A 26,223-nucleotide genomic window follows, 5' to 3' on the forward strand; every position below is an offset into this window, starting at 1 on the left:
AACTTGCGGGAAGCGGTGATTTATCGCAACGGAGGGAATGCCGGAGCGGTCCTGGCCGCTCCGGTCATGCGGTGTGGAACCCCCGCGGTTGCGGTCAGCGCGCGAACAGCCGGTACAGCGCGGAATGGTCCAGGCCGCCGTCGCCCTGGTCGACCAGCATCTCGAACAGCTCTAGCGACAGGCCGAGCGTCGGCAGGTCGATGCCGGACTGTTCGGCCAGCTCTTCCGCCTGCCGCAGGTCCTTGACCTGGGTGGTCACCCGGCCGCCGGGCGTGAAGTCGCCGCTGACCATCCGGCCGCCATGCAGGTCGAGGATGCGGGATTCGGCGAAGCCGCCACGGATGGCGTCGCGCACCTTGGCCGGGTCGGCCCCGGCCGCCCTGGCCAGCGCCAGCGCTTCCGCCACCGCGCCGATGGTCAGGGCGACGATCACCTGGTTGGCGGTCTTGGCGATCTGGCCGGCGCCGCTGGCCCCGACATGGGTGATGCGGCGCCCCATCGCCTGCAGCAGCGGCAGGGCGCGGGCGAAGGCCGCCTCGGTCCCGCCGGCCATGATGGTCAGCGTCGCCGCCTCCGCCGCCACCGTGCCGCCGGACACCGGGGCGTCGAGCCACGCGGCGCCGGTGGCGGCCACCCGGTCGGCCAGCGCGCGGGTGGCGGCGACGGCGGTGGTGCCCATGTCGATGACCAGATGGCCGGGGCGCAGCACCGGCAGCAGGGCTTCCGCCACGCTTTCGACCGCGGCGGTGTCGGTCAGCATCAGGATGATGGCGTCGGCCTGGCCGGCGACGGCGGCCGGGCCGGTGGCGGCCAGCATCCCCTCCGCCGCCAGCTCGGCGACCGGGCCGGGGCTGCGGCTGGTCACCACCGGTTCGGCACCGGCGCGGGCCAGGGCGCGGACCATCGGCTTGCCCATCAGGCCGAGGCCGATGAAGCCGACGCGCCGGCCCGTAAGGTCGGGCCGGGCGGTCGTGTCGGGGGTGGTCTGGTCAGACATGGAACCGCTCACAGGGGCTTGGGTCACTGGCGGGGATCACAGGCGGGCGTGGCGGGCGCGGGCACCGCGCTCGATGGCGGCGGCGCACAGCCGGTCGACGCCCAGCCGGTGCCGGATCAGCTCCAGCATGCGCAGTTCCTCCTGCGACGCCTTGGGGTCGGCGGCGGCGATGTCGCAGGCGACGGCGTAGCCGGTTTCGCGCAGCTTGGGCGGCAGCGCCTGTTCGATGATGGTCAGGACGGTGTCCAGCCCGTCGTTGTCGGTCAGCATGGCCGTGCATTCGCGGGTCGCCGCCATCACCTGGTCGCTGCTGAAGTCGCGGAAGATCGGCAGGTAACGGACATTCTCGCCGATCGCTTCGAGTTCCGCGTCGGTCATGTCGCCATCGCAGGCCGACACCAGGACCATGACGTAGATGAGCGCGCTGTGGTGGTCGATCATGGGCTTTCTCGTTGGGCGGGATCGCGTGGCTCCGGAACCGGACCGTCCCCCCGTTGCGCCAATCTCGAACGACGCCCGTCCGGCGTCAAGGGTGCCATGCCCTGAGCGGAGGGGTCGGCGGCTCGACGGAACGGTTGGCACCCCCTATTGTCGCGCGCCATGAACGTCGTCCTCAACGTCGCCTTTCCCGTTTTCGCCATCATCCTGGCCGGTTTCCTGTCGGGAAAGTCGAAGCTGCTGGGACCGGCCTCCTCGGAAGCGCTGAACAAGTTCGTCTACTGGATGGCGCTGCCGCCGGTGCTGTTCCTGGGCACCGCGCGGCGGTCGATCCCGGAGATCTTCAACGGCCCCTTCATCGGCGCCTTCCTGGGCTCGATGCTGGCGGTCTACGCGCTGGGCGCCGTCCTCGGCCGCCTGCTGCACCGCGAGCGCACGCAGATCCAGTGCATGCAGGGGCTGAACGCCAGCTTCTCCAACACCGGCTACATGGGCATCCCGCTGTTCCTGGCCGCCTTCGGTCCCGACCATCTGGCCCCCACCATCCTGGCGACCGTCATCATGAGCGCCATCATGGTCGGCATCGCGGTGATCTGGCTGGAGTTCGCCAACAGCCACGGCAACGGGCTGGCCAAGGCGTTGCGCGACGTCGGCCGGGCGCTGGCGAAGAATCCGCTGATCCTGTCGACGGCGGCCGGCATCGCCTGGTCGGCGCTGCTGCCCGGCGTCGCGGTGCCCAAGCCGATCGCCACCTTCTGCGAGCTGATGGGCTCCCCCGCCGGTCCCTGCGCGCTGTTCGCCATCGGCCTGTTCCTGGCGACGCAACGCCTGACGGCCGGACTGGCCGAGGCGGGATGGATCAGCGCGCTGAAACTGCTGCTCCAACCGGCGCTGGCCTGGGCGCTGACGCAGACCCTGTTCCCGATGGACCCGTTCTGGACCGGCAGCGCCGTGATCCTGGCGGCGCTGCCGACCGGGGCGCTGACCTTCGTGGTGGCGACCCAGTACCAGACCTATGTCGAGCGCACCTCGTCCGCCATCCTGGTGTCGACGGTGCTGAGCGTGGTGACGCTGTCGGGGCTGCTGGCGGTGTATGCGCCGGGGGGGTAATGAGAAATTACGAAATAGCTTCTTGGAACGCCTCTTTAAATGAGATTTCGCTAGTTTGAAGAAGTGCTGTTGCTATCATTTTTTTCTTCTCCATCACTCGGAGAGAATTCATGTAGTCTTCAGCTGTGTCAATATACCAACTTACAAGTGGTGACTCGATTTTGTGCATTTCAATTGCTTTGTCAAAGCTATTCCGGGCGTTTGCCTCGTAATCTTTTCCTCCGAAGTTTAGATAGGTCCGGCCGAGCATCACGTAAGCATATGAAGGAACTTGCAGAGTTGGCGATTTAGATGGATCCGACCGGATTTCGATAAGAGTGTTGATCCACTCAATTAGTTCTCCGAATAATGCGAGTCTCTGGCATATGTTGTATGCTTCTGAAAGAACCACCTCGGGATGGTCAGCGTTGAGATTGATAACTAGGCGTCTAACATCCGCTATGTCTATTGGGGTACCAGAGGTAACTCGGGCTCTAAGTAAACGGGCTTCATTGGATGGTGATGGACTTTTTTTGAAAGAAATTTCGATCAGATCTTTTGACAAACCTGGAAGGGATAGCTTCGACGCCATTGCTGATGCGTTAAAATAAAAATTTGCATCGTAAAGATCTGTATAAGGAATTTCTTTTGCCTTTCTGAGTATAGTAATGAAGTTTCTTCTTGATTTTTCATCAATATTATCAATATCTTCTTCAAAGTCCAAGCGTCCGGCTAGATCGAATTCATCAATCTCGTAGCTTGTATATTCTTTTATCTTTTCGCCGAACACGTCCTCAAATTTTTTGATCGACTGCTCTGCCTGAGCGGCTTGCTCAAGGATCGCATCTAGCCTCTTGGCCCCGCTTCCAGACTCCTGCAGGCTCTTGGCTATCAACTCATCAACCCTTGAAGATATGGTTTCTTTGATATTTCCTGTAATGTCGGCAATGGTCTTATAGCCGAGGAAGCCCGCTGCTGCGGCAAAAGCAAGGAACAAGAAAGCTGCAATTTGTAGTGAGAAAAAAACGTCATCAGTCTTTTTTTGTTTTGCTTCGAATAATTCTTTTGTATCGGAAAATCTATCAGAAATTGATTTATTTATTATATTCAACTGATTAGTAACCTCTGAAATCCTGGAATTGACGTAAGGCTCGCTTGCAAAGATATTTTTTTCTGCCGCCGCCGGCTGTGGTATTTCTTTGGAGACGGTTATAGGCGCATCGGCGCTAGAAAATGCTACATTTATTGGAGAAAGAAGCGTTAGTGCTGCGATAAGAGAAAGTTGGCATATACGTTTGATTTGACTTGTGTTCAGGAAGACGAGCATTTTTCTCTCCAATGCAACACAACTTTAAAGAGTGGGTTGTTCAAACTTAATTATATGCAAACTCAGAGAGAAAAAAAATGCCGAACGCATCTTCTAAGATAAAAAGTTAGCCGTCTCCTCCACCGCCTGCTTCAGCCCGACCCGGCGCATTTCCACCCCCTCCGGGAAGGCGCCGGCCAGGCGGCTCGGCATCATCGGGTCGAGCAGGACGAAGACGCCGGTGTCGTCGGCGCGGCGGACCAGACGGCCGAACGCCTGCTTCAGCCGCAGCCGCGTGATCATGTCCTCGTAGCGGCGGCGGCCGAAGGCGTCGCGGCGGGCCCGGTGCAGGATGTCGGGGCGCGGCCACGGCACGCGGTCGAAGACGATCAGGCGCAAGCTACGGCCCGGCACGTCCACCCCGTCGCGCACCGCGTCGGTGCCGAGCAGGCAGGCGTGCTCCTCGCCGCGGAAGATGTCGATCAGGGTGGAGACGTCGAGCGGGTCGACATGCTGGGCGTAGAGCGGGATGCCGACCGCGTCCAGCGGCTCGGCGATGCGGTCGCGCACGGCGCGCAGGCGGCTGATCGCGGTGAACAGGCCGAGCCCGCCGCCGCCCGCCGCCAGGAACAGCGATTTGTAGGCCGCCGACACCTGCCCCAGATCGTCCTTGCGCACGTCGTTGACGACGAAGACGCGGGTGCGGTTCGGGTAGTCGAAGGGGGAGGGGACCTGCGCCCGGATCGCCGGGGCCGGCAGGTGGCTGGCGCCGCAGCGGTCCTCCGCCGCGCGCCAGTCCTGGCCGACGTCGCCGGTGCCGTCGGTCAGCGTGGCGGAGGTCACCACCATGCCGTGGGCCGGCCCGGCCAGCGCCTCGGCGAAGGGAACGGTCGGGTCGACCCAGTGGCGGTACAGCCCGACATCGACGTCGCGGCCGTCGATGCGCTCCACCGCGAACCAGTCGACGAAGTGCGACGGCGTCTCGGTCGGCAGGGTGCGCAGCATGGCGCGCCACGCCTCCACCGTCAGGGTGCCGCGGCGGTGCAGGCTGCGCGACATCGCGTCGATGCGGCGGCGCTGGTCGGAGTCGAGTTCGGCCGCCTCGTCCTCCAGCCGCTGGCCCAGCCGGCGGGCCAGCGCCGCCAGCGGTTCGGACAGGCGGACCAGCGCCTGCTCCAGCTCGGTCGCGGCGTCGAGCAGCCCGTCCACCGGATAGGCCCGGTCGGCCTCCAGGCTGTAGGGGCCGCCCTGGCCGGCGGTGCGGGCGTAGACCTGCTGGCGCGCCAGCAGCAGGAAGCGTTCGGTCGGCCCCTGCGGGTTGTCGGCGGCCAGCCGGGCCGACCAGCCGTCGCCGGGCAGCACGCGGGCGCCGATCAGCACGTCGTCGAGGTGGCGCAACGCCTCCTCGTCGTTGGCGACGATGTCCTCCAGCCGGCGCTTCAGGCCGCGGGCGCGGCTGCGCCCGGTTTCCTCGGCGCCGAGCAGCCAGCGCCGCAGCTCCTGCGTCTCGCGGCCGGTCAGATGGCCGGCGAAGGCGCTGTCAGCGGCGTCGAAGACATGGTGGCCCTCGTCGAAGACGTAGCGGCTGGGCAGCGTCGGTTCCTCGCCGCCGCCCAGCGCCGCCTGCACCATCACCAGCGCGTGGTTGGCGATGACGATGTCGGCCTTGCGGGCGCGGCGCACGCTCTTCTCGATGTAGCAGCGGGCGTAATGGTCGCAGGCGGAATAGATGCACTCGCCGCGGCGGTCGGCGAGGCCCAGCGTCGGCCCGCGCCCGGCGATGTCGACCAGCCAGCCGGGGAAGTCGCCGCCGGTCATGTCGCCGTCGCGCGTCGCCGCCGCCCAGCGCGCCATCAGCCCGACGCCGACGGCGTTGTGCGGCTGGAACGGCATGGCGCGCACCGCCTCCTCCAGGTTCAGCAGGCAGAGGTAGTTCTCGCGCCCCTTGCGCAGCACCACCTTGCGCGTCTTGGTCGCCGGGTCGGGATAGAGCCGGTCCAGCTCCGCGTCGATCTGGTGCTGGAGGTTGCGGGTGTAGGTGGAGATCCACACCGTGCCGCCGTTCTTCTCCGCCCACACCGTCGCCGGGGCGAGGTAGCCCAGCGTCTTGCCGACGCCGGTCCCCGCCTCCGCCAGCACGACATTCGGCGTGTCGGGCAACTGGCGCGGCGCGAAGGCGGCCGACACGGCGCTGGAATAGTCCGCCTGCTGCGGCCGCGGTTCCGCCACCTTGCCCGGCACGCTGGTCGACAGCATGACGGCCAAGCGGCGGCGCGCCTCGTCCGGATCGACCGGGTTCTGGGCCGGGGGCGGCAGCGGCGCGCCCTCCTCCCACTCCTTGATGCGGGTCCAGACGCGCAGGCCGGAGCGGGCGGCGCCCTTGTCCGGCCCCTCGGGCTTGCCGAGCGCGGCCAGCACCGCCGGCGCCCACAGCCAGCCGGCGCGCCCCATCTCCCAGGCGAAGGCGACCGGGTCGGAGGCTTCCTCCCGCCCGCCGGGGGTCGGGGGGGCGCCAAGGTCGCCCAGCAGCCGGCGCACCGCGCGTTGCAGCGCCAGCGCGTCGGCCTCGTGGCCGTCGGGGATGGGCAGGTCCAGCGCCTCGGCCAGCCCGCGCGGGGTGGGGACGCAGAAGCGGGCGGGGTGGACGAAGGCGAACAGCTCCAGCACGTCGAAGGCCGGGAAGCTCTCGATCCCCAGCCGGCGGGCGAAGGCGCGGGCGTGGCAGACCAGCGGCGGCTGGCGGCGCACCTTCGATGCGGCGGCGGCCAGCGACAGCTCCTCTACCTCGCCGTCCAGCGTCAGGGCCACGACCCGGCGTGCGCCGGCCACCATGGCGGGCGCGTCGTCGAGGCGGTGGAGCGGCGAGGGGGCGGCGGTCGTGTCCATCGGCCGCACTATAGGATGGCGGCCGGTGGCAAAGCGAGCGCCGCTTGTTGACGGAAAAGGCCGGCACCCCCATTGAGGGGCATCGGGGAAGCGCGGCGGAGGCGGGACGGTGCGAGGGGTGACTGTGCGGACGCTGTTGCGGTGGGCGCTGGTCGGGGCGGCGGCGCTGGTCGCCGTCACGGTGCTGTGGGCGGCGCTCTACCGGTTCGTGCCGCCGCCGGCGACGCCGCTGATGCTGATCCGCGCCGCTGCCGGCTCCGGGCTGGAGCGCGACTGGACGCCGCTGGACCGCATCGCGCCGGCCCTGGTCGACGCGGTGATCGCTTCGGAGGACACCGGATTCTGCGGGCATGGCGGCTTCGACTGGGCCGCCATCGAGGACGCCTTCGACGAGAACGAGGAGGGCAAGCGCCTGCGCGGCGGCAGCACCATCAGCCAGCAGACCGCCAAGAACGCCTTCCTGTGGCCCGATCGCAGCTGGACCCGCAAGGGGGCGGAAACCTGGTTCACCCTGCTGATCGAAAGCCTGTGGTCGAAGCGCCGCATCCTGGAGGTCTATCTGAACATCGTCGAGTGGGACGACGGCGTCTATGGCGCCGAGGCGGCGGCCCGCCACCACTTCCACAAATCGGCCGCCGCCCTGACCCGGCGCGAGGCGGCGTTGCTGGCGGTGGTGCTGCCCAGCCCGCGCCGCTGGTCGCCGACCCGGCCGGGCAGCTACGTCGCCCGCCGCGCCGGGGTGATCGAGCAGCGCATGGCGGTGGTGCGGCGCGACCGGCTGGACGACTGCGTGCGCTGAGCCGGGAACCCTGGAGGCGGCAGGGGGGCGCGGCATCGCGCTGCACGGATTCTTAACGGCCGTGAGCGTACACTGGTCCCGAGCCCCCGCCGGTTCGGAGGAGTCCGACCATGGCCCTGCACCGCACCCTCTATGGCGCACCGCCGCCTCCCGACCCGCTGCGCGAAGCGCTGGCGCCGCACCACGCGCCCCATCCCGAACCCGCGCACCCGACCCGCCTGCTGGTCATCGTCCTGATCGCGCTGCTCACCCTGGCCGGGCTGGCCTATGGCGGCGGCATCGCCGTCGACCGCATCCTGGAGCAGCGGCGGGTCGTCGCGCTGATGGGGCCGAAGGCGCGTCTGGCGACCCTGCCGGAGCTGGAGGTGCCGCTGGGCGGGGCCCGCGCCGTGGAGATGCGGGTGTCGCTGGTGCTGGCGCCGAAGGTGGAGGCCGACCGGATCCTGCGCTACCAGGACCGCATCGCCGACCGCCTGTTCCAGACCGTGTCCGAGGCGGGGACGGAGCGGCTGACCGGCACCGGCTCCGCCGCCTTCCTGAAGCAGACGGTCCGCGACGCGGTGCGGCGCGAGGCCGGCGACGGGCTGATCCGCGACATTTACATCGAACGCATGGTCGTCAAGTGAGGAACGCGGGGCTCGCTTGGCGAAGGTCCTTGTGTTGTGCGGCGCAATAGCCTATCTAAGGCGTCTTGTTCGCTGGAGGCTCGCGCGTCTCTTGAGCGAGACGCGCTGATTGCGCAACGACGACCGCCCCGAATGTTCAGGGGTGGCACTAGTCGCTGCATCGGATAGACGCCTCTCCCTCTATCGACCTCCTCCCGGCGAGTCCGCCGGTGTAACCCACGCTCGCCATCCGGGCGCGCGGGGCTATGCCGTCCTGCTTTGAGAAGGTTGATCCGCTTGTCGTTTTCCGAACTCGGTCTGCACCCGCTCCTCCTGAAGGCCCTCGAGGCGTTCGAATACACCACCCCGACCCCGGTCCAGCTCGCCGCGATTCCGCCGGCGCTGCAGGGCCGCGACATCCTCGCCACCGCCGAAACCGGCACCGGCAAGACCGCGGCCTTCATGCTGCCGGCCCTGACCCGCACCGCCGAGATGCCGCTGGAAGGCTCCGCCACCCCGCGCGTCCTGGTGCTGGCCCCGACCCGCGAACTGGCCAAGCAGGTCACCGACGCCGCCCGCAAGTACGCGAAGTTCATGAAGCTGAACATCGTGGACGTGGTCGGCGGCATGCCCTACCGCGAGCAGCTCCGCCTGCTGTCGCGTCCGGTCGACGTGCTGGTCGCCACCCCCGGCCGCCTGCTCGACCATGTGTCGCGCCGCCGCATCGATCTGGATTCGGTCGAGGTTCTGATCCTCGACGAGGCCGACCGCATGCTGGACATGGGCTTCCTCGACGACGTCGAGACCATCGCCAAGTGCTGCCCGCCGACCCGCCAGACGCTGCTGTTCACCGCGACGCTCGACCGTCGCATGACCGGTCTGGCCAACAACCTGCTGCGCAATCCGGAGCGTGTGGCCGTCGAAAGCCAGGCGACCGCGATCAACGTGGAGCAGCGTCTGCATCACACCGACGACATGGACCACAAGCGTCGCCTGCTGATGCACTTCGCCCAGCAGGAAGAAGTCGGCAAGGCGATCATCTTCGCCGCCACCAAGCGTGATGCCGACACGCTGGCCGAGGAGCTGAGCGCCGCCGGCCATTCCGCCGCCGCCCTGCACGGCGACATGGACCAGACCAAGCGCAACCGCACGCTCCAGCGTCTGCGCACCGGCCAGGTCCGCCTGCTGGTGGCGACCGACGTCGCCGCCCGCGGCATCGACGTGCGTGACATCACCCACGTCATCAACTTCGACCTGCCGCGCTCGGCGGAGGACTATGTCCACCGCATCGGCCGCACCGGCCGCGCCGGCGCCTCGGGCATCGCGATCTCCTTCGCCGCCCGCGCCGACCGCGAGACGCTGTTCCGCATCGAGCGTTACACGAAGGCGACGCTGGAGATCCACGTGATCCCCGGCCTGGAGCCGCAGCGCCCGTTCACCAGTGGCGGCGCCCGTCCGCCGAGCCGCAACGGTGGCCGTCCCACCGGCAACGGTCCCAAGCCGTGGCACCGCAACGCCGGTGGCGAGAGCAAGGGCCCGCACGCTCCCCGCGGTCCGCGGCCGGAGTACAGCCGTGGCGAGGGCCGTCCGGACCATGGCCACGCCCGCCGCGACTCCCAGGGCGGCAAGCCCGCCGCCCGCGCCAAGAGCTGGTAAGGGCAACCCATAGGGCGCGCCGACAGGCTCGCCCGCCCGGGGTTTGAGGTTTGAACGAAAAACGCCCTCCCTCATCGGCCTTGCGGCCGGTGGGGGAGGGCGTTTTTCGTTCCGCGTCTCTGGAGTGAAGGGGCGGAGTGAAGGGGCGGAGTGAAGGGGCGCGGCTTACTGGAACGCGATCTTCGCGTTGTCGCCGGGATCGGGCGCCTGGCCGGTCAGCTTGGCCTTCACATAGCCGTAGGCGTAGACCATCGTGCTCGACGGGCTGTCCCAATATTCGGCCTGATCGACGACGACCTTCAGCAGGGCGATCTCCGGATCGTCGGGCCCCTGGGGGAACCACGTCGTCATGATGTCGCGCCACAGGAAGCGGATCTTGTCCCTGTCGCGCACGACCTCCGCCACGCCGGAGGCGGAGACGTAATCCTGCTTGTCCGGGTTGGCGTAGGCGAGGTTGACCCGCCAGTGGCGGTCGATCTCCGCCACCTTTTCGGAATGGGCGCGGGTGAAGAACCACAGGGTTCCGTCCTCGAACCCCGCGTGGGACAGGGTCGCCATCGGACGGGAGTTCAGCCGGCCGTTGTCGTCCAGCGTCGTCATCATCGCGACCTGGACCGACTTCATCATGTCCCAAAGTTTCTTGACGTCCTCGTGCCCCGGGGGCGTCGTTCCGGTGTCTTGCTTGCCGGTGCTGCTGGCCATGGCCTGCCTCTCGTTCGGTAGCCCAACGGAGACTGGGGAACGCAATCGGCGGTCAGAAAGTTCCGGGCCGCGCGTTCATTCCCCCAACAGACCAGGATCCGGTCCCGCCATCCCCGTCGCCGCCGTAATGGTCGATCCGGGTCAGCGACCACGGGTCGATGCGCAGCCGCAGGGCGGCTTCCGGCGTCAAATCCAGCGCCAGCGCCAGCGCCGCCCGGATCGGGCCGGCGTGGATCACCGCCACCAGATCGCGGCCGGCGTGCGTGGCGCTCAGGCGGCGCAGCGCCGCCGCCGTCCGCTCCATCACCGTGGCGAAGCTCTCGCCGCCGGGCGGGGCGTTGCGCGCCGGGTTGCGCCAGAACCGCGCCGCGCCGTCGGGGTCCTCGGTGGCGACGGCGTCGTGCGACAGCCCCTCCCAACCACCGAAATCCTGCTCGGCCAGCGCCGTCTCGACCACCGCGGTGCCGGCCAGCGCCGGGAGCCGGCGCCACAGCGCCTGCGCCGTCTGCCGGCTGCGGCGCAGCGGGCTGGTCAGCCACAGCGCGTCGGCGGGCAGGGCGGCGGCCAGCGCGGCGGCGGTCGCCCGGTCGCTGGTGTCGGCCTCGCGGTCGCTCGACCCGCAGATGACGCCGTTCGGGTTGTGGGCCGGGGCGTGGCGGATCAGCCACCAGCGGGTGACGCGGACCGGCGAGCGGCTGAGAGCGCGGCCGCTCATCGCAGCGCCGCCACGGTCAACAGCACCGCGGTCTCCGCCACCTGCTGGGCGGTGCCGAACACGTCGCCGGTGTGCCCGCCAAGCTGCCGCCGGGCCAGCGCCGCCACCAGCCACACCGCCACCGCCGCGGCCAGGATGCTTGGCAGAAGGGCGGGCAGGACGGTCGTCGTCAGCGCCGCCGCGGCAACGGCGATGCCGAGCACCGCCGCCAGCAGCACCGTCGCCGGTGCCGGCTTGCCCTGCGCCGCCCCCAGCCCGTCGCGGCGCGCCGGCGTCAGGCCCCAGGCCATCGCCGCCAATCCGCAGCGTGACAGCGCTCCCGCCGCGACCAGCGCCGCCACCGCCATCGGTGCCGTCAGGGCGGCCAGGGCCGCGGCGCGGATCGTCACCGAGAAGACCAGGGCGAGCACGCCGTAGCTGCCGACCCGGCTGTCGCGCATGATCTCCAGCTTGCGCGCGATGTCGCGCCCGCCGCCGAAACCGTCGGCGACGTCGGCCGCCCCGTCCTCGTGCAGGCCGCCGGTCAGCCGCACCGTCGCCGCCAGCGCCAGCAGCGCCGCCACCAGCGGCGGCAGGTTCAGCGCGGACGCCAGCGCGAAGACGGCGCCGCCCGCCAGCCCGACCAGCGCCCCGACCAGCGGAAACCACCCCATCGCCCGCGCCGCCGCGCCTTCGGCGAGGGGAATGGTCAGCGGCAGGGGAACGCGCGTCAGGAACACCAGCGCCAGGGCGGCGTCATCCGCCCAGCGGAGAGGAATTCCGCGTGGCGGCTGGGGAATGGTGCGGGCGGTCGTATCGGGCATCACGTCGGGCATGGCATCGACCTACGCCCAAGCCGCGGCCGGCGCAACCCTGTCGGCGCCGGCGCCGATCGGTCCGATTCCTTGACCAAAACACTTGGTCCACCTACTTTGTCGGTTTGAACTCCCCCTGATCACCGTTGAGCACCCATGGCCCGTCTTCCGATCCTCGTCGCCCCGCATCCGGTCCTGAAGCGCAAGGCGCAACCCGTCGCCGCGGTGGATGCGCGCGTCGCCACGCTGATGGACGACATGGTCGAAACCATGTACGACGCCGCCGGCATCGGGCTGGCCGCCCCGCAGGTCGGTGTGCTCGACCGCGTCATCGTGGTCGACGTCCATGAAAAGGGTGACCCGCCCAACCCGATTCGCCTCGCCAACCCGGAGATCGTCTGGTCGTCGGAGGAGAAGTCGGTGTGCGAGGAAGGCTGCCTGTCGGTGCCGGAGCAGTACGCCGAAGTGACGCGCCCGCAGCGCATCCGCGTCCGCTACCTCGATGAAAAGAACCAGCCGCAGGAACTGGAGGCCGACGGCATGCTGGCCACCTGCATCCAGCACGAGATCGACCATCTCGACGGCGTGCTGTTCGTCGATTACCTGTCGATGCTGAAGCGCAACATGATCCTGCGCAAGGTGCAGAAGCTGAAGGGCCAGAAGGCGACGGCCTGACCCTCGCCTGATTTACGGATAAAGGCTTCGCATCCATGACCCCGCTCCGTCTCGTCTTCATGGGCACGCCCGACTTCGCCGTGCCCAGCCTCGCCGCGCTGATCGAGGCGGGGCACCGGGTCGTCTGCGTCTACAGCCAGCCGCCGCGCCCGGCCGGCCGCGGACAGCAGGTGCAGGCCTCGCCGGTCCAGCGCTTCGCCGAGCAGCACGGCATCCCGGTGCGCCATCCCAAGAGCCTGCGCAACGCCGAGGCGCAGGCGGAGTTCGCCGCGCTGGACGCCGATGTCGCGGTGGTCGCTGCCTATGGCCTGATCCTGCCGCAGCCGGTGCTGGACGCGCCGCGCCTGGGCTGCGTCAACGTCCATGGCTCGCTGCTGCCGCGCTGGCGCGGGGCGGCGCCGATCCAGCGCGCCATCCTGGCCGGCGACGCCGAAACCGGGATCACCATCATGCAGATGGACGTCGGGCTCGACACCGGCGCCATGCTGTCGAAAGAAGCGGTGGCGATCACCCCCGCCACCACCGCCACCAGCCTGCACGACGAGTTGGCGGCGCTCGGCGCCCGCATGGTCGTCCCGGCGCTGGCGGGGCTGGCCGCCGGCACGCTCACCGCGGTGCCGCAGCCGGAGGAGGGCGTGACCTACGCCGCCAAGCTGACGCGCGAGGACGGCCGGCTCGACTGGACCCAGCCGGCGGCCTTCGTCGAGCGGCAGGTGCGGGCGCTGACCCCCTGGCCCGGCTGCTGGTTTGATGCGGCGGCCGGTGAGCGCATCAAGGTGCTGGCGGCGGAGCCGGTGCCCGGCCGGTCCGGCGTGCCCGGCACGCTGCTGGACGGCGGCGACCTGACCGTGGCCTGCGCCGATGGCGCGGTGCGGCTGACCCGGGTGCAGCGGCCAGGCAAGGCGCCGGTCGACGGCGCCGCCTTCCTGCGCGGCTTCGCGCTCGGCGTCGGCCAGCCGGTGTCGGCCGAAGCCGTCGCGGACTGACCGCCGTGCAGCGCTGGAAACTGACCGTCGAGTATGACGGCCGTCCCTTCGTCGGCTGGCAGCGCCAGGACAACGGCCCCTCGGTGCAGCAGAACTTGGAGGAGGCGGTGCAGCGCCTGTCGGGCGAAACCGTGCGCGTCCATGGCTCCGGCCGGACCGACGCCGGGGTGCACGCGCTGGGGCAGGTCTGCCATTTCGACCTGGAGCGGCCCTTCACCGGGCTGAAGCTGCGCGACGCCCTGAACTTCCACCTGAAGCCGGCCCCCATCGCCGTGCTGGAGGTGGAGCCGGCGGCGGACGATTTCCACGCCCGCCTGACCTCGACCGGCCGCGCCTATGTCTACCGCATCGTCAACCGGCGGGCGCCGCTGGCGCTGGAATCCGGCCGGGCGTGGCACGTCACCCGGCCGCTGAACGCCGAGGCGATGCACGAGGCGGCGCAGCTGCTGGTCGGCCAGCATGATTTCACCAGTTTCCGCGCCTCACTCTGTCAGGCGAAATCGCCGGTGAAGACGCTCGACCGGCTCGACGTGGAGCGCGAGGGCGAGGAGATCCGCGTCCACGCCGCCGCGCGCTCCTTCCTGCACCACCAGGTCCGCAACATGGTCGGCACGCTGGAACTGGTCGGCGCCGGAAAATGGACCGCCGACGACCTGCGCCGCGCGCTGGACGCCCGCGACCGCGCCAAGGCCGGCCCGACCTGCCCGCCGGACGGGCTCTATTTCGTCGCGGCGCGTTACTGAGCGGTTCCCTCCAGCAGCGCCCGTTCCGCCGCGAAGACCGCCACCAGATGGTCGATGACCACCCGCACCCGCGGCACCGCGCGGCGGTCGCGGTGGACCAGCAGCCACGCCTCGCGCGACAGCGGCGGCCCGATCAGCGGGCGGCGCTCCAGCCCGGCGATGCCGTCCGCCAGCAGGCAGGGCAGCAGCGCGAGACCGAAACCCGCCACCGCCGCGGCGGCCTGACCCTGGACGCTGTTGGAGCGGAAGGCGACCCGCCGGCCGCCGCCATGGCGGGCCAGCCACAGCGCCTCCGGCAGTTCCGCCATCGATTCGTCGTAGGCGATCAGCGTGTCGGGGGCGTCCGGCGCGCCGTAGAGGCCATAACCCAGCGTGGCGAGCCGTCGCCCGACCAGATCGCCACGCTGCGGCCGGGCCAGCCGGATCGCCAGGTCGGCCTCGCGCCGGGCGAGGCTGAGCGCGCGGTTGTCGGCGATGACCTCCAGCTCCAACCCGGGATGGGCGGCGCGCAGCGGGCCCAGCCGCGGGATGACGAAGCGGTCGGCCAGCGCCTGGGTCATGGTCAGCCGCAAATTGCCGGTCAGCCCGGTGTCGGCGCCCGCGCGGCGGCGGATCGCCTGGGCGCGGTCGTCCATCGCCTCGGCCAGCGCGCGGACGCTCTCGCCCTCCTCGGTCAGGGCGTAGCCGTCGGGCCGGCGTTCCATCAGCGTGCGGCCGAGCGTCTGTTCCAGCGCCGCCAGCCGCCGCCCGACGGTGGCGTGGCTCAGCCGCAGGGCGCGGGCCGCCGCCGACAGGCTGCCGGCGCGCGCCAGCTCCAGGAAGACGCGGAGGTCGTCCCAGTCCAGTGGGGTGGAGCCTGTGAAATTCTGAACAGTCATGGTGCAAGGATAGCGAATGGCCGTCCATCGGTGAACCGGGCAGGATCACCGCATCGACACCACCGACCGGAGCGTTCCGCCATGACCGACCACCCGCCCCAAACGCTGCGCCAGATCGTCGGCGCGCCGCAGCACCCGAGCCCGCTCGACAAGGCGGTGCTGGTGCTGATCGACCTTCAGCGCGAATACACCGACGGTGCCCTGCGCCTGTCGGGCGTCGACGCGGCGGTGGAGCGGGCGGCGGCCTTGCTGGACCTCGCGCGGGCCAACCGCGTGCCGGTGATCCACATCGTGCATCACACCGCGCCCGGCGCGCCGCTGTTCGACCCGGCCGGCCCGCTGGCGGCGATCGTCCCGGCGGTGGCGCCGCGCGAGGGCGAGCCGGTCATCGTCAAGCGCCTCGCCAACGCCTTCGCCGGCACCGACCTGGAGGCGGTGGCGCGCGACACCGGTCGGACCGAGATGATCATCGCCGGCTTCATGACCCACAACTGTGTCAGCAGCACCGCGCGCTCCGCCGTCGATCACGGCTGGCGGGTGACGGTGGTGGCGTCGGCGACCGCGACCCGCGACCTGCCCGACGGCCGGGGCGGGGTGGTGCCGGCGGCCGACATCCAGCGCGGCGTGCTGACCGGCCTGTCCGACAGCCTCGCCGTGGTGGTGGAGGATGCCGCGGCCTGGGGGTGAGGGAGGGGAGGGGGCGCGCGCCGCACGCCCCCTGCATCCTTACTTCTTCTCGGCCTTCCAGTAGTAGTTGGTGTCGAAGCTCGGCCCCCAGACCAGACCCGAGACGGTCTTGCGCTCCGCGATCATCTCGGTCTGCTGGAACATGATGACGAAGGGCGAATCGGCCAGGACCGAGCGTTGCAGCTCCTCGTACATCTGGGCGCGCTTGGCGCTGTCGCGCTCCTCCACCGCGGCGGCGGTCTTCTTCGTCAGTTCCGGGATGTCCCAGGCGTTGCGCCAAGCCAGCGGCTTGGACTTGGCGTTGTCGCTGTTGTCGGGGTTGGAGGCGAAGGTGTCGGCGTTGGAGTTCGGGTCCTGGTAGTCGGCGCCCCACTGCTGGATCATCAGTTCGTGGTTGCGGGCGCGGTATTTGGTCAGGACCTGCTTGCCGTCGCCGGGGATGATCTCGATCTTCACGCCGGCCTTGGCGGCGCTGGCCTGGATCGCTTGGGCCATGTCCTGGGTCGGGTTGGTGTTGCGGACGTCCATCGACACGGTGAAGCCGTCGGGATAGCCGGCCTTGGTCAGCAGTTCCTTCGCCTTGGCGGGATCGTACTTGTAGGGGTTCTCGTTCACCGCGCCCAGGAAGCCCTTGGGCAGGAAGGCCTGGTGGACGGCACCGATGCCGTTCATGATCGTGCTGGCCATGCCGTCGTAATCGACGAGGTACTTGAACGCCTCGCGCACCTCCGGCTTGGCCAGCGCCGGGACCTTCTGGTTCAGGCTGACATACCACAGCGTGCCCTTGGGCGCCTGGACCAGCCGGATGACGTCGCTGGCCTTCAGCGGCTCGAACTGCTCGGGCTTCAGGTTGCGCGCAACGTCGACGTCGCCCTTCTCCAGCAGCAGGCGCTGGGTCGCCGGTTCGGGGATGTGGCGGATCAGCACCCGCTTCATCTTGGGCGCGCCGCGCCAGTATTTCGGGTTGGCGTCGAAGGACAGCAGCTCGCTCGCCTTCCACTGCTTCAGAACGAACGGGCCGGAGCCGGCGGAGTTGGTCTTCAGCCAGCTGGTGCCGAAATCGCCGTCCTTCTCCTTGGTCTTCACCAGCTTGGCATCGACGATCGACGCCACGTCGGCGGTCAGGCAGTAGAGCACGAAGGTCGGGGCGTAGGCCTTGTCGGTGGTGAAGACCAGCGTGCGAGGGTCGGTCGCCCGCACCATCTGGTCGACGTTCTCCGGCGTCAGGCCGAACTGGGTCAGGATGAAGGCCGGCCCCTTGTTCAGCTTGACGGCGCGGGCAAAGGACCACGCCACGTCCTCGGCGGTCAGCGGGTTCCCGGAATGGAAGGCGATGCCGTCGCGGATCTTGAAGGTGAAGGTCTTGCCGTCGGGCGAGACGGTCCAGCTTTCGGCGACCTCGCCCTCGATCTTGCTGACGTCCTCGACGTCGAAATGGATCAGGCGGTCATAGACCTGGGCGCTGTATTCGGCGCCCGACAGCTCGAAGATCTCCGCCGGGTCGAGGCTGACGATGTCGTCGAACTGCCACGCCATCACCAGCGAGTCCTTCGGCGTTTCGGCGGCGGCCGGCGTCACGGTCATCAGGCCGGCGAGTGCGAGAGCGGCGGCGCCGAGGATCGTGTGTCCGATCAGGCCGCGCTTGAAGCTGGTCATCCCTGTGATCTCCCTGGAGGCCCGTTCGGGCGCTGTTCCCGGCCGGAATCATCCCGCCGTATTCAGCGGCCTGTCAAGCCGGCCAGGGGTCGGGGAGGCAAAAGGAAGGCGGCGGAGACGCGGGCGCTGCGGGTTGCATTTCGCCGGGAAAGCGCCTAGCTCCTAACCTCTTTCGGCATCATCCTTGCTTCAATCGGTTTTCGGCAGAAGGACACCCCGTCATGGGCTACACCGTCGCGGTCATCGGCGCCACCGGCAATGTCGGGCGTGAGATCCTGCAAACGCTGGCCGAGCGGAAGTTCCCGGCCGACAAGGTCATCGCCCTGGCCTCCGAGAAATCGATCGGCCAGGAGGTGTCCTATGGCGAGGACGACATCCTCAAGGTCCAGGACATCGCCAAGTTCGACTTCAAGGGCGTCGACATCGCGCTGTTCTCATCCGGCTCCAAGGTCTCGGCCGCCCATGTTCCGCGCGCCGCGGCGGCCGGCTGTGTGGTGATCGACAACAGCTCGCAGTTCCGCATGGACCCCGATGTGCCGCTGGTGGTGCCGGAGGTGAACCCGCAGGCGCTGGCCGGATTCCGCCAGCGCAACATCGTCGCCAACCCCAGCGGCCCGACCATCCAGATGGTGATGGCGCTGAAGCCGCTGCACGACCGTTTCGCGATTCGCCGGGTCGTGGTGTCGACCTACCAGGCGGTGTCGAGCGTCGGCGTCGGCAAGGAGGCGATGGACGAGCTGTTCACCCAGACCCGCGCCATCTTCGTCAACGATCCCATCGTCAAGAGCGTCTTCCCCAAGCAGATCGCCTTCAACGTCATCCCGCAGATCGACAGCGTCATGGAAGACGGCTCGACCCGCGAGGAGTGGAAGATGATGGTGGAGACCAAGAAGATCCTGGATCCCAAGATCAAGCTGTCCGCCACCTGCGTCCGCGTCCCGGTCTTCATCGGCAACGCCGAATCGGTCACCATCGAGACCGACGAGCCGATCACCGCCGAGGAGGCCCGCGATCTCCTGCGCGTGTTCCCCGGCCTGCAGGTGGTCGACCAGCAGACCAACGACGGTTACATCACCCCGGTCGAGGTCGCCGGCGACAACCCGGTCTTCATCAGCCGCATCCGCGAGGATTTCTCGGTCGAGAACGGCCTGTCCTTCTGGTCCGTCGCCGACAACCTGCGCAAGGGGTCCGCCCTGAACGCCGTGCAGATCGCCGAGCGGCTGGTGCGGGACCATCTGGAGGGCTGACGGCACGTGCCGGTTTGATCGGACCGCGCCCCACCTTCCCACCCGCCCGAATTGTCGGTAGGCTGAACAATCCCTCCTGACCGGGCGGTTCCGTGCTCCTCCGCGTCCTGCCGCTGTTGGCCGCTCTCCTGTTGCTGCTCACCGGGTGCGGCGTCGACGCCGACCAGGACACGCTGTGCCGCAAGCTGATCCCCGCCTTCGAGTCCGATCCGGTCACCGACGTGGCCGCGCGGACCGATCCGCAGGACAAGCGCGTCGTCCGCGTCGACTACCGCAGCGGCGGCCAGCCCCACTGGGTCGCCTGCCGCTTCGCCGGCACCGCGATGGAGGAGGGGCGGCGGACGCTGACCGCGGTGGCCACCGACCGCACCGGTTGGCTGCGCGAGATGCGCTTCGCCATGCTGCTGCAATGGGCCCGCATCAAGCCGCCCCATCTCTTTGCCGTACCGGCCGCGGAGGTGGCGCGGCCGGCGGCGACGCGCTGGACGCCGCTGCTGTTCCTGCTGCAGCAGATCGTCAACGCGGCGACGGTCGCCTGCGTCTATGGGCTGCTGGCGCTGGGCTACACGCTGGTCTACGCCATCCTCGGCCAGATCAACCTGGCGCTGGGCGAGCTGACCATGCTGGGCGCCATGCAGACCGCCATCGCCGCCGCCGGGCTGGGCATGGCCGGCTGGGCGAGCTGGCCGCCGGCGGTGCTGGCCGCCGTGCTGCTGGTGATGGGCTTCACCGCGGTGCAGGGCTGGACGATGGACCGGCTGGTGTTCCGCCGCCTGCGCGGGGTGCGCAGCCACACGCCGCTGATCGTCGCGGTCGGGCTGTCGGTCACCTACCAGGAGGGGGTGCGGCTGCTGCACGGCGCCCGCGACTGGTGGCCGGCGCCGGTGCTGGCCGATCGCCACACGCTGTTCAACGACGGCGCCTTCACCGTCACGGCGCTGTCCTCGCAACTGGCGATCCTGATGCTGACCGGCGGGCTGTACGCCTTGCTGTGGGGGATCATGCAGCGAACGGCGTTCGGCCGGGCGCACCGCGCCTGCACCGACGACGTCGCGGCGGCGGAGCTGGTCGGGGTCGACGTCAACCGCACGGTGGCGACGACCTTCGCCATCGGCGGCGGGCTGGCGGCGGCGGCCGGGGCGGTGATCGCGCTCTATTACGGTGGGGTGAACTTCTTCACCGGCTATCTCATCGGCTTCAAGGCGCTGGCCGCGGCGGTGGTCGGCGGCATCGGCTCGGTGCCGGGGGCGATGCTGGGCGGCGCCCTGCTGGGGCTGGTCGAGACCTTCTGGTCGGCCTATTTCGCCATCGCCTACAAGGACATCGTCGCCTTCGGCCTGCTGGCGCTGTTCCTGATCTACCGCCCGCAGGGCCTGATGGGGCAGCCGCGCGGCCGGGGCGACTGAACCGCCGGGAAAAGCCGCCGGGGAAAAGGACAATTCCTATTAATCCCTGCGTCGACTAGGGTGTTGCTCCCACGCGACGAGGAACAGTGATGAGCGACGGATTGAAGTGCCCGCAGTGCGGCTCCGAACATGTCTATCAGGACGGCAGCCTGTGGATCTGCCCGGAATGCGCCCATGAATGGAACCCGGAGGCCGCCGCGGGCGATGCCGGGACCGAGGGAGAGGGCGTGGTGAAGGACGCCAACGGCAACGTGCTGGCCGACGGCGACACCGTGACCGTCATCAAGGATTTGAAGGTCAAGGGCTCGTCGTTGGTCATCAAGGGCGGGACCAAGGTCAAGGGCATCCGCCTGACCGACGGCGCCAACGGCCACAACATCGCCTGCAAGATCGACGGCATCGGCGCGATGGACCTGAAGTCGGAGTTCGTGAAGAAGGCCTGACGGCATGACTGGGAAGGTCAAATTCCCAGTCATTCCCTTCGAGCCACCGTCGAAGCTCCAAGATTGCGGCAAAAAGACGCACCGACGAACTCCTCTGTATAGGAAGAGCAGGCGGGCTGTCGTTACAAACAGTTACACTGTCACCTTTTGCCGACATGCTTCCGTTACGGTTCGGGTGTCTAATTGTGACGTCGGACAGATGCTTCACAGACCCCGATGGAGGCAATGATGAAAGCGATGACGATGGCGGTGTTGGCCGCAACGATCCTGATGTCGGGCGGCGTTGCCGCCTTCGCGCAAGGCCAGGGCCAAGGCCAAGGGCCGGGAGCCGGGCTGGGAATGGCGCAGGGCCAAGGCCCGGCCAACCGGGCGGCTCGACATGAGGCGATGATGAAGGCGCTCGACGCGGATGGTGACGGCAAGGTCACGCTGGAGGAATTCCTGAACGCACCGCGTGGCAATTCCAAACAGTCGGCCGAAACCCTCAAGCAACGGCGGACGGCCCACTTCAAGCAACTCGACCGCAACGGTGACGGTGTTCTTTCGCTCGACGAACTTCCGTCGAAGCGGCCGTGAGGCAAAAGAAAAGCCGGGAGCGGATCATCTCCACCCCCGGCTTTTCCGTGCAGACCCGTTCGATCAGGCCAGATCGCGCACGTCGGCCAGATGGCCGGTCACCGCCGCCGCCACCGCCATGCCGGGGCTGACGAGGTGGGTGCGGCCGCCGCGGCCCTGGCGGCCTTCGAAGTTGCGGTTGGAGGTCGAGGCGCTGCGCTCGCCCGGAGCCAGACGGTCGGCGTTCATCGCCAGGCACATGGAGCAGCCCGGCTCGCGCCACTCGAAGCCGGCCTCGACGAAGATCTTGTCCAGACCCTCTTCCTCGGCCTGCTCCTTGACCAGCCCGGAGCCGGGGACCACCAGCGCACGCACGCCCTCGGCCACCTTGCGGCCCTTGGCGAGGTCGGCGGCGGCGCGCAGGTCTTCGATGCGGCCGTTGGTGCAGGAACCGATGAACACGGTGTCGACCTTGACGCTCGACAGCGGCTGGCCGGGGGTCAGGCCCATGTAGGCCAGCGAGCGCTCGACGGCGGCGCGCTTGCCCTCGTCGGCGATGTCGGCCGGGTTCGGCACCGTCGCGGTGATCGGCAGCACGTCTTCCGGGCTGGTGCCCCAGGTGACCTGCGGCGCGATGTCGGCGGCGTTCAGCACGACGGTGGCGTCGTAGACCGCGCCCTCGTCCGACGGCAGCGTCTTCCAGTAGGCGACGGCCTGCTCGAAGGCGCCGGCCTTCGGCGCCAGCGCGCGGCCCTGGACATAGGCGAAGGTCTTCTCGTCCGGGGCGATCAGGCCGGCGCGGGCGCCGCCTTCGATCGCCATGTTGCAGACGGTCATGCGGCCTTCCATCGACAGCTCGCGGATCGCCTGGCCGGCGAACTCGATGACGTAGCCGGTGCCGCCGGCGGTGCCGATCTTGCCGATGATCGCCAGCACGATGTCCTTGGCGGTGACGCCCGGGTTCAGCGTGCCGTCGACGCGGACCAGCATGTTCTTGGCCGGCTTCTGCAGCAGGGTCTGGGTGGCCAGCACATGCTCGACCTCCGACGTGCCGATGCCGAAGGCCAGCGCGCCGAAGGCGCCGTGGGTCGCGGTGTGGCTGTCGCCGCAGACGATGGTCGCGCCCGGCAGGGTGAAGCCCTGCTCCGGACCGACGATGTGGACGATGCCCTGGCGGACGTCGTCCATCGGGAAATAGCGGACGCCGAAGTCGCGGGCGTTCTTGTCCAGCGTCTCCACCTGGATCCGGCTCTCCTCCTCGACGATGCCCTTGGAGCGGTCGGTGGTGGGGACGTTGTGATCCGGCACGGCGAGAGTGGCTTCCGGACGCCGCACCTTGCGGCCGGCGACGCGCAGTCCCTCGAACGCCTGCGGGCTGGTCACTTCGTGGACCAGATGGCGGTCGATGTAGAGAATGCAGGTGCCGTCGTCCTGGCGATGCACGACGTGGCTGTCCCAGATCTTGTCGAACAGAGTGCGCGGCTTGGACATCGGAAAACTCTCTCTCACAGTACGGCAGGCGCAGAACAATCGGAGGCCGCACCATAGCCTTGTGTCGTCCCGGGGACAAGCATGGCGCTCCATCGGTCGCCGCAAGCCTGTCCCCCGCAATTTTGTGACCCGCTAACCCCTTACGGCAGCATCTTCCCCGGGTTCAGCAGGCCGTCGGGGTCGAGCGTCGCCTTGATGGCGCGCAACAGATCGAACTCCACCGGCCCCTTGATGACCGGCATCTCGTCCTTCTTGAAGCGGCCGACGCCGTGCTCGGCGGAGATCGAGCCGTCGAGCGCGAAGATCACCTCGTTGACGACGTGGCAGATCTCGTCCCAGCGGTCGAGGTAGGCCTTGGTGTCGGCCCCCACCGGCTGGCTGAGGTTGAAGTGGATGTTGCCGTCGCCGACATGGCCGAACGGCGTCGGGCGGATGCCGGGGCAGGCGGCCAGCACCGCCGCCTCCGCCCGCTCGATGAACTCGGCGACGCGGGAGACGGGGATGGAGACGTCGTTCTTGATCGAGCCGCCCTCGAACTTCTGCGCCTCGACGATCGCCTCGCGGATGAACCAGAGCTGCTTGGACTGGGCGTCCGACTGGGCCAGCGTGGCGTCGGTCGCCAGCTCCGCCTCGAACGCCTCGCCCAGCGCGGTTTCCACCGCCTCCTGGAAGGCGTCGGACTTGGTGCCGGCGGTCAGCTCGGTCAGGACGTACCAGGGCGACGGCTCCGACAGCGGGTCGATGGTGCCGGCGACGTGCTTCAGCGCGAACTCCAGGCAGCGGCGCGACATCAGCTCGAAGGCCGACACGGCGTCGCCCGAGGCGGAGCGCAGCCGGGCCAGCAGCTCGATCGCGGCGGCCGGGCTGGGCACGGCGACGAAGGCGGTGACCGACTGGCGCGGCCGCGGGAACAGCTTCAGCACCGCGGCGGTGACGATGCCGAGCGTGCCCTCCGCCCCGATGAACAGGTCCTTCAGGTCGTAGCCGGTGTTGTTCTTGCGCAGCCGGCGCATGCCGTCCCAGACGCGGCCGTCGGCCAGCACGACCTCGAGCCCCAGCACCAGATCGCGGGTGTTGCCGTAGCGCAGCACGTTGATGCCGCCGGCGTTGGTGGAGATCAGGCCGCCGATCTGCGCCGTGCCCTCCGCCCCCAGGCTCAACGGGAACAGCCGGTCGGCCTCGGCGGCGGCGTCCTGGACGGCGGTCAGCACGACGCCGGCGTCCACCGTCATGGTGTAGTTCAGCGTGTCGACGTCGCGGATGCGGTTCATGCGCGACAGGCTGAGCACGATCTCGCGCCCTTCCTCGTAGGGGATCGAGCCGCCGACGAGGCTGGTGTTGCCGCCCTGCGGCACGATCGGGATGCCGGCCGCGGCGCAGATTTTGACGACGGCCGCGACTTCCTCGGTGTTGGCCGGGCGGACGACCGCCGGGCTGTTGCCCTTGAAGCGCCCGCGCCATTCCGACAGGTAGGGCGCCATGTCGGCGGCGTCGGTCAGGATGCCGGACGGGCCGACGATGGCGCGGATCTGGTCGAGAGCGGCGGCGATGTTGGTCATGGCGCGGGGTCCGGCGGATGGTGTCGTGCAAGCGCGACACTTCTACAATCTCGCGGCCCCCATTTCCATGCACCTGTTGCGCAGGGCAGCCGTCGCGCGGTGGTTTATCCCCGCGGCGCCGCCGCCCGGCGCAGGCGGTCGTTGATCGCCAGGCCCAGCCCGACCTCCGGGATTGGCATCACCGCGATGCGCGTGGCGCCGCTGTGGTCGAGCTGGCGCAGGTGGGCGAACAGGTTGGCGGCGGCCTCGTTCAGGTCGCCTTCCAGGCTCAGGTTCAGCCGCGTCGTGCCGCCGAAGACGAAGCGGTCGGGGCCGAAGGTCAGGAACGCCTCGTCCGCCTCGGCCGACGTGGCGTTCAGCCGCACGGCGGCGCTGGGGGCGTAGTGGCTTTCCAGCTGGCCCGGCGATTTCGGCGCGGTCGGGTCGCCGGCCGACAGGCGGATCGGGCCGATCAGCCGCTCCATCTCGTCGGGCAGCACGGCGCCGGGGCGCAGCAGCACCGCCTCCGGCCCGGTCAGGTCGATGACGGTGGACTCCAGCCCGACCGGGCACTTGCCGCCGGTGACGATGGCGTCGACGCGGTCGCCCAGGCTTTCCAGCACATGCTGCGGCGTGGTCGGGCTGACGGCGCCGGAACGGTTGGCGCTGGGCGCGGCGATCGGCGTCCCGGCGGCGCGCAGGATCGCCTGGGCGATGGGGTGGCCAGGCACGCGGATGGCGATGCTGTCCAGCCCGGCGCTGACCAGCAGCGACAGGGCGGAGTTCGCCGGGCGCGGCAGCACCATGGTCAGCGGGCCGGGCCAGAACTGCTGCGCCAGTTCAAAGGCACGGTCGTCGAAGCGACCCCAGGACTGCGCGGTGGCCAGATCGGGGACGTGGGCGATCAGCGGGTTGAACTGCGGCCGGCCCTTGGCGGCGAAGATGGCGGCCACCGCGCGGTCGTCGGTGGCGTCGGCGCCCAGCCCATAGACCGTCTCGGTCGGGAAGGCGACCAGACGGCCGGCGCGCAGCAGCTCGCCCGCGCGGGCGATGCCGGCGGGGGTGGTCGGGATCAGCGCCGGGCGCTTCTCACCGGTATCGGGTGCGGAATGGTCGGTCACGGCGTCTTTCTAGAGCCTGCGGAACAAGTGTCAATTCGCGCGGTTGCACCGGTGCCATGCCGAAGGTTATGAGGGGATGCGCAAATCGCCAACGACAACATGATGGGTGCGGGCATGACGGGCAAGGTCTTCACCGTGGCGCAGCAGAAGGGCGGCGCCGGCAAGACCACGCTGGCCGCCCATCTCGCCATCGCCTGGGCGCAGTTGGGGCACCGCGTCGCCACCGTCGACATCGACCCGCAGGGCAGCCTGACCCGCTGGCACGCCGTCCGGAACGAGGCGACGCAGGGCAACCCCGGCTTCACCCATGTCCAGATCAACGGCTGGCGCACCCAGGCCGAGGTGGAGAAGCTGACGCGCAGCCACGACATCGTGGTGATCGACAGCCCGCCGCACGCCCAGACCGAAGCGCGCATCGCCGTCCGCGCCGCCACGCTGGTGGTCGCCCCGGTGCAGCCGAGCCCGATGGACCTGTGGGCGGTCCACCCGACCATCGACCTCGCCGCCCAGGAAAAGCGCCGGCTGCTGCTGGTGCTGAACCGCGTGCCGCCGCGCGCCCGCATCGCCGACGAGCTGATCGCCAAGGTGCATGAGCTGGTCGCCCCGCCGGCGGTCGAGCTGGCCACCGCCCAGGTCGGCAACCGCACCGCCTACGCCGGCACCCTGATGACCGGCCTGTCGGTGACCGAGGCCGCGCGCAAGTCCCAGGCGGCGGTGGAGATGCAGGCGCTGGCCGAGGAGATCCTGGCGCGGTCGTAATGGCGGCGGCACCGGTCATTGGCCGGCGCCGCTGGAGGGCCGCGACGGCGG

The 26,223-nt window shown here is 69.1% G+C and carries 25 protein-coding genes; 13 read left to right on the forward strand and 12 right to left on the reverse strand.

Features of this window, described 5'->3' with window-relative positions; all coding sequences use genetic code 11:
- Window positions 1-94: 94 nt before the first annotated feature.
- On the reverse strand, window positions 95-997 hold the full coding sequence (locus TSO352_RS29010; protein ID WP_109110516.1) for an NAD(P)-dependent oxidoreductase: 903 nt from the start codon (window positions 995-997) through the stop codon (window positions 95-97).
- 36 nt (window positions 998-1,033) lie between these two features.
- Complete coding sequence (locus TSO352_RS29015) at window positions 1,034-1,438, reverse strand: tellurite resistance TerB family protein (RefSeq protein WP_247872492.1); 405 nt, start codon at window positions 1,436-1,438, stop codon at window positions 1,034-1,036.
- 159 nt (window positions 1,439-1,597) lie between these two features.
- Here TSO352_RS29015 and TSO352_RS29020 point away from each other — a divergent pair, with 159 nt between their 5' ends.
- Window positions 1,598-2,545: an AEC family transporter gene (locus TSO352_RS29020; protein WP_109110517.1), complete on the forward strand. Its 948-nt coding sequence runs from the start codon at window positions 1,598-1,600 to the stop codon at window positions 2,543-2,545.
- 7 nt (window positions 2,546-2,552) lie between these two features.
- On the opposite strand, the gene TSO352_RS33020 is transcribed toward TSO352_RS29020, so the two are convergent.
- Both TSO352_RS33020 and TSO352_RS29025 read right to left on the reverse strand, forming a co-directional pair.
- On the reverse strand, window positions 2,553-3,851 hold the full coding sequence (locus TSO352_RS33020) for a hypothetical protein (protein ID WP_146210807.1): 1,299 nt from the start codon (window positions 3,849-3,851) through the stop codon (window positions 2,553-2,555).
- 93 nt (window positions 3,852-3,944) lie between these two features.
- The gene (locus TSO352_RS29025) at window positions 3,945-6,716 is read right to left on the reverse strand and encodes an ATP-dependent DNA helicase (protein ID WP_109110518.1); all 2,772 of its coding nucleotides are present in this window, start codon (window positions 6,714-6,716) and stop codon (window positions 3,945-3,947) included.
- 124 nt (window positions 6,717-6,840) lie between these two features.
- On the opposite strand from TSO352_RS29025, the gene mtgA reads away from it, so the two are divergent.
- The 3 genes from mtgA (at window position 6,841) to TSO352_RS29040 (ending at window position 9,776) form a co-directional block, all read left to right on the forward strand.
- Window positions 6,841-7,515: a monofunctional biosynthetic peptidoglycan transglycosylase gene (mtgA, locus tag TSO352_RS29030; RefSeq protein WP_109110519.1), complete on the forward strand. Its 675-nt coding sequence runs from the start codon at window positions 6,841-6,843 to the stop codon at window positions 7,513-7,515.
- 110 nt (window positions 7,516-7,625) lie between these two features.
- Window positions 7,626-8,141: a flagellar basal body-associated FliL family protein gene (locus TSO352_RS29035; protein WP_109110520.1), complete on the forward strand. Its 516-nt coding sequence runs from the start codon at window positions 7,626-7,628 to the stop codon at window positions 8,139-8,141.
- Between the two features lie 276 nt (window positions 8,142-8,417).
- Window positions 8,418-9,776, forward strand: coding sequence for a DEAD/DEAH box helicase (locus TSO352_RS29040; RefSeq protein ID WP_109110934.1), 1,359 nt, complete (start codon window positions 8,418-8,420; stop codon window positions 9,774-9,776).
- A gap of 165 nt (window positions 9,777-9,941) precedes the next feature.
- Here the strand turns inward: TSO352_RS29040 and TSO352_RS29045 are convergent, their stop codons facing one another.
- From TSO352_RS29045 to cobS, 3 genes are read right to left on the reverse strand one after another with little or no spacing between them, the layout of a single operon-like run.
- Entirely contained in the window at window positions 9,942-10,478 is a 537-nt protein-coding gene (locus TSO352_RS29045; protein WP_109110521.1) for a pyridoxamine 5'-phosphate oxidase family protein, read from the reverse strand.
- A gap of 52 nt (window positions 10,479-10,530) precedes the next feature.
- The gene (locus tag TSO352_RS29050) at window positions 10,531-11,193 is read right to left on the reverse strand and encodes a histidine phosphatase family protein (protein ID WP_109110522.1); all 663 of its coding nucleotides are present in this window, start codon (window positions 11,191-11,193) and stop codon (window positions 10,531-10,533) included.
- Entirely contained in the window at window positions 11,190-12,008 is an 819-nt protein-coding gene (cobS, locus tag TSO352_RS29055; protein ID WP_109110523.1) for an adenosylcobinamide-GDP ribazoletransferase, read from the reverse strand. Before cobS ends, TSO352_RS29050 begins: the two co-directional genes overlap by 4 nt.
- Before the next feature lie 135 nt (window positions 12,009-12,143).
- Here cobS and def point away from each other — a divergent pair, with 135 nt between their 5' ends.
- Genes def through truA form a run of 3 tightly spaced genes read left to right on the forward strand, consistent with a single transcriptional unit; the run spans window position 12,144 to window position 14,391 of the window.
- Complete coding sequence (gene def / locus TSO352_RS29060) at window positions 12,144-12,662, forward strand: peptide deformylase (protein ID WP_109110524.1); 519 nt, start codon at window positions 12,144-12,146, stop codon at window positions 12,660-12,662.
- 35 nt (window positions 12,663-12,697) lie between these two features.
- Window positions 12,698-13,648, forward strand: a complete 951-nt coding sequence (gene fmt / locus TSO352_RS29065; RefSeq protein ID WP_109110525.1) for a methionyl-tRNA formyltransferase — start codon at window positions 12,698-12,700, stop codon at window positions 13,646-13,648.
- A 5-nt stretch (window positions 13,649-13,653) separates the two neighbouring features.
- On the forward strand, window positions 13,654-14,391 hold the full coding sequence (truA, locus tag TSO352_RS29070) for a tRNA pseudouridine(38-40) synthase TruA (RefSeq protein ID WP_109110526.1): 738 nt from the start codon (window positions 13,654-13,656) through the stop codon (window positions 14,389-14,391).
- Here the strand turns inward: truA and TSO352_RS29075 are convergent.
- The gene (locus TSO352_RS29075) at window positions 14,385-15,269 is read right to left on the reverse strand and encodes a LysR family transcriptional regulator (RefSeq protein ID WP_109110527.1); all 885 of its coding nucleotides are present in this window, start codon (window positions 15,267-15,269) and stop codon (window positions 14,385-14,387) included. The genes truA and TSO352_RS29075 overlap by 7 nt on opposite strands.
- Before the next feature lie 81 nt (window positions 15,270-15,350).
- Here TSO352_RS29075 and TSO352_RS29080 point away from each other — a divergent pair, with 81 nt between their 5' ends.
- Entirely contained in the window at window positions 15,351-15,956 is a 606-nt protein-coding gene (locus TSO352_RS29080; protein WP_109110528.1) for a cysteine hydrolase family protein, read from the forward strand.
- A 39-nt stretch (window positions 15,957-15,995) separates the two neighbouring features.
- On the opposite strand, the gene TSO352_RS29085 is transcribed toward TSO352_RS29080, so the two are convergent.
- On the reverse strand, window positions 15,996-17,612 hold the full coding sequence (locus TSO352_RS29085) for an ABC transporter substrate-binding protein (protein ID WP_109110529.1): 1,617 nt from the start codon (window positions 17,610-17,612) through the stop codon (window positions 15,996-15,998).
- A 221-nt stretch (window positions 17,613-17,833) separates the two neighbouring features.
- Between TSO352_RS29085 and TSO352_RS29090 the strand changes: the two genes are divergently transcribed.
- From TSO352_RS29090 to TSO352_RS29105, 4 genes are all read left to right on the forward strand, one after another.
- Entirely contained in the window at window positions 17,834-18,859 is a 1,026-nt protein-coding gene (locus TSO352_RS29090) for an aspartate-semialdehyde dehydrogenase (protein ID WP_109110530.1), read from the forward strand.
- Between the two features lie 92 nt (window positions 18,860-18,951).
- Window positions 18,952-20,265: a branched-chain amino acid ABC transporter permease gene (locus TSO352_RS29095; protein WP_109110531.1), complete on the forward strand. Its 1,314-nt coding sequence runs from the start codon at window positions 18,952-18,954 to the stop codon at window positions 20,263-20,265.
- Between the two features lie 89 nt (window positions 20,266-20,354).
- Window positions 20,355-20,708, forward strand: a complete 354-nt coding sequence (locus tag TSO352_RS29100; RefSeq protein WP_109110532.1) for a zinc ribbon domain-containing protein YjdM — start codon at window positions 20,355-20,357, stop codon at window positions 20,706-20,708.
- A 237-nt stretch (window positions 20,709-20,945) separates the two neighbouring features.
- Window positions 20,946-21,284 (forward strand): EF-hand domain-containing protein, encoded by a 339-nt coding sequence (locus TSO352_RS29105; RefSeq protein WP_109110533.1) that lies wholly within the window; start codon window positions 20,946-20,948, stop codon window positions 21,282-21,284.
- A 63-nt stretch (window positions 21,285-21,347) separates the two neighbouring features.
- Here TSO352_RS29105 and leuC read toward each other — a convergent pair whose 3' ends face one another.
- The 3 genes from leuC to TSO352_RS29120 all read right to left on the reverse strand — a co-directional run bounded on the left by leuC (window position 21,348) and on the right by TSO352_RS29120 (window position 25,413).
- Window positions 21,348-22,754, reverse strand: coding sequence for a 3-isopropylmalate dehydratase large subunit (leuC, locus tag TSO352_RS29110; protein ID WP_109110534.1), 1,407 nt, complete (start codon window positions 22,752-22,754; stop codon window positions 21,348-21,350).
- Window positions 22,755-22,894: 140 nt separating this feature from the next.
- On the reverse strand, window positions 22,895-24,313 hold the full coding sequence (locus TSO352_RS29115) for an FAD-binding oxidoreductase (protein WP_109110535.1): 1,419 nt from the start codon (window positions 24,311-24,313) through the stop codon (window positions 22,895-22,897).
- A 104-nt stretch (window positions 24,314-24,417) separates the two neighbouring features.
- On the reverse strand, window positions 24,418-25,413 hold the full coding sequence (locus tag TSO352_RS29120; RefSeq protein ID WP_109110536.1) for an L-threonylcarbamoyladenylate synthase: 996 nt from the start codon (window positions 25,411-25,413) through the stop codon (window positions 24,418-24,420).
- 114 nt (window positions 25,414-25,527) lie between these two features.
- Here TSO352_RS29120 and parA point away from each other — a divergent pair, with 114 nt between their 5' ends.
- Complete coding sequence (gene parA / locus TSO352_RS29125; RefSeq protein WP_109110537.1) at window positions 25,528-26,172, forward strand: ParA family partition ATPase; 645 nt, start codon at window positions 25,528-25,530, stop codon at window positions 26,170-26,172.
- Window positions 26,173-26,223: the final 51 nt, after the last annotated feature.

Source organism: Azospirillum sp. TSO35-2 (genome assembly GCF_003116095.1).
Taxonomy (GTDB): Bacteria; Pseudomonadota; Alphaproteobacteria; order Azospirillales; family Azospirillaceae; genus Azospirillum.